Annotated in this window: 1 protein-coding gene; it reads left to right on the top strand. The window is 76.2% G+C overall.

Annotation, left to right across the window (positions count from 1 at the left end):
• On the top strand, positions 1-2,276 hold a 2,276-nt coding region (locus KBX39_RS29195), incomplete at both ends, for a type I polyketide synthase (RefSeq protein ID WP_210873617.1).

Genomic DNA, 2,276 nt, shown 5'->3' on the forward strand with positions numbered 1-2,276 from the left:
GCGCAACGGGCACCGGGTGCTCGCCGTGCTGCGCGGCTCCGCCGAGAACCAGGACGGCGCGTCCAACGGGCTGACCGCCCCGAACGGCCCGTCGCAGCAGCGGGTCATCCGCCAGGCCCTGGAGAACGCGCGGCTCGCCCCGGCCGACGTGGACGCGGTCGAGGCGCACGGCACCGGCACCGTCCTCGGCGACCCGATCGAGGCGCAGGCGGTGCTGGCCACCTACGGCCAGGACCGTGCCGCCGGCGAGCCGCTCTGGCTCGGCTCGATCAAGTCGAACATCGGCCACTCCCAGGCAGCGGCCGGGGTGGCCGGCGTGATCAAGATGGTGCTGGCGATGCGGCACGGCGTGCTGCCGCCGACCCTGCACGTGGACGAGCCCTCGCCCCACGTCGACTGGAGTGCCGGAGCCGTCGCACTGCTCACCGAGGCCCGGCCGTGGCCCGCCGTCGACCGGCCGCGCCGGGCCGCCGTGTCGTCGTTCGGCATCAGCGGCACCAACGCGCACACCGTCATCGAGCAGGCACCCGGCGAGCCGGCCCCGACGCCCGTGCCGGCGGGGCACGTTCCCGGCCTGGTCGGGCCCGCCGCCGTACCCCTGCCGGTCTCCGGCAGAAGCCCCCGCGCGCTCCGGGCACAGGCTGCCCGCCTCGGCGAACGGCTCGCCGGCGACGCCGACCTCGACCCGCGGGACCTCGGCTTCTCCCTGGCCACCCAGCGGGCGCACCACCCGTACCGCGCGGTCGTCGTGGCCACCGGCCGGGACGACGCGCTCGCCCGGCTGGCCGCCCTCGCCGACGGCGACACCTCCCCGGCGGGCGTGGACGCCGCGTCGAAGGTCGTCTTCGTGTTCCCCGGCCAGGGCTCCCAGTGGACTTCGATGGCGCTGGACCTGATGGAGACCTCGCCGGTCTTCCGGCAGCGGATGGACGAGTGCGCCGAGGAGCTGTCCCGGCTGGTCGACTGGAACCTGGGGGACGTGCTGCGGCAGGCGCCCGGCGCGCCGCCCCTGGACCGGGTGGACGTGGTCCAGCCCGCGCTCTTCTCCGTCATGGTGTCCCTCGCGCATCTCTGGCGCGCGTGCGGCGTCGAACCGGCCGCCGTCATCGGGCATTCGCAGGGGGAACTCGCCGCGGCCTGCGTCGCCGGCGCGTTGACCCTCGCCGAAGCCGCACGGCTCGTCGTGGCGCGCAGCCACGGCCTGCTGTCGATCGCTGGTCGCGGCGGCATGGTCTCCGTGCCGCTCCCGGCCGCCGACACCGAGCGGCTCATCGCGCCGTGGCGGGGCAGCCTCTCCGTCGCCGCCCTCAACGGCGCCGCCGTGACAGTGGTCGCCGGCGACTCGGCGTCGGTCGCCGAACTGCTCGCGCACTGTGCCGAGCGCGACGTCCGCGCCCGGCAGATCGCCGTCGACTTCGCGGCGCACAGCGGCCACGTCGACCCGATCCGCGACGAGGTGATCGCCCGATTCGGCACCGTGGACCCCCGCTCCAGCACCGTGCCCTTCCAGTCCACAGTCACCGGCGAGCCGATCGACACCGCCGGGCTCGACGCCGACTACTGGTACCGCAACCTGCGGGAGCCGGTCCGGCTCGCGCCGGTCGTGGACCAGCTGATCGAGCGGGGCTTCCGGACGTTCGTCGAGGTCAGCCCGCACCCCGTACTCAAGATCGCCGTGCAGGACGCGCTCGACCGGAAGGCCGACGGCGGCGTGGTGGTGGGCTCGCTGCGCCGCGACGGGCACGGGCCGCGTCAGCTACTGGCCAACCTCGGCGAGCTGCACGTCGCCGGCGTGCCCGTCGACTGGTCGCGCGTCTTCGCCGGCTCCGGCGCCACCCCTGTCGACCTGCCCACGTACGCCTTCCAGCGGGACCGGTTCTGGCCGGTGCTCGACCGCTCCGCCACCGGCGACGTGTCGGGCGCGGGGCTGGGCGCGGCCGGGCACGGGCTGCTCGGCGCGGCGGTGCGGCTCGCCGGCGACGACGAGGTGGTGCTGACCGGCCGGCTGTCGGCGTCCACGCACCCGTGGCTCGCCGACCACGTGGTCGGCGGCGCCGTGGTGCTGCCGGGCACGGCCCTCGTCGAGCTCGCGGTGCGCGCCGGCGACGAGGTCGGCGCCTCCCGGGTGCGGGAACTGACCGTCGCCGCGCCGCTGGTGCTGCCGAACCCGGGCGCGATCCGCGTGCAGGTGCGCGTCGGCGCCGCCGACGGCTCCGGAACCCGGAGCGTGGCGGTGCACTCGCAGCCCGACGGCGACCCCGAGGACCCCTGGACAC

It is taken from the genome of Micromonospora sp. D75, from assembly GCF_018070405.1.
In the GTDB taxonomy this organism is placed as follows: Bacteria; Actinomycetota; Actinomycetes; order Mycobacteriales; family Micromonosporaceae; genus Micromonospora; species Micromonospora chalcea.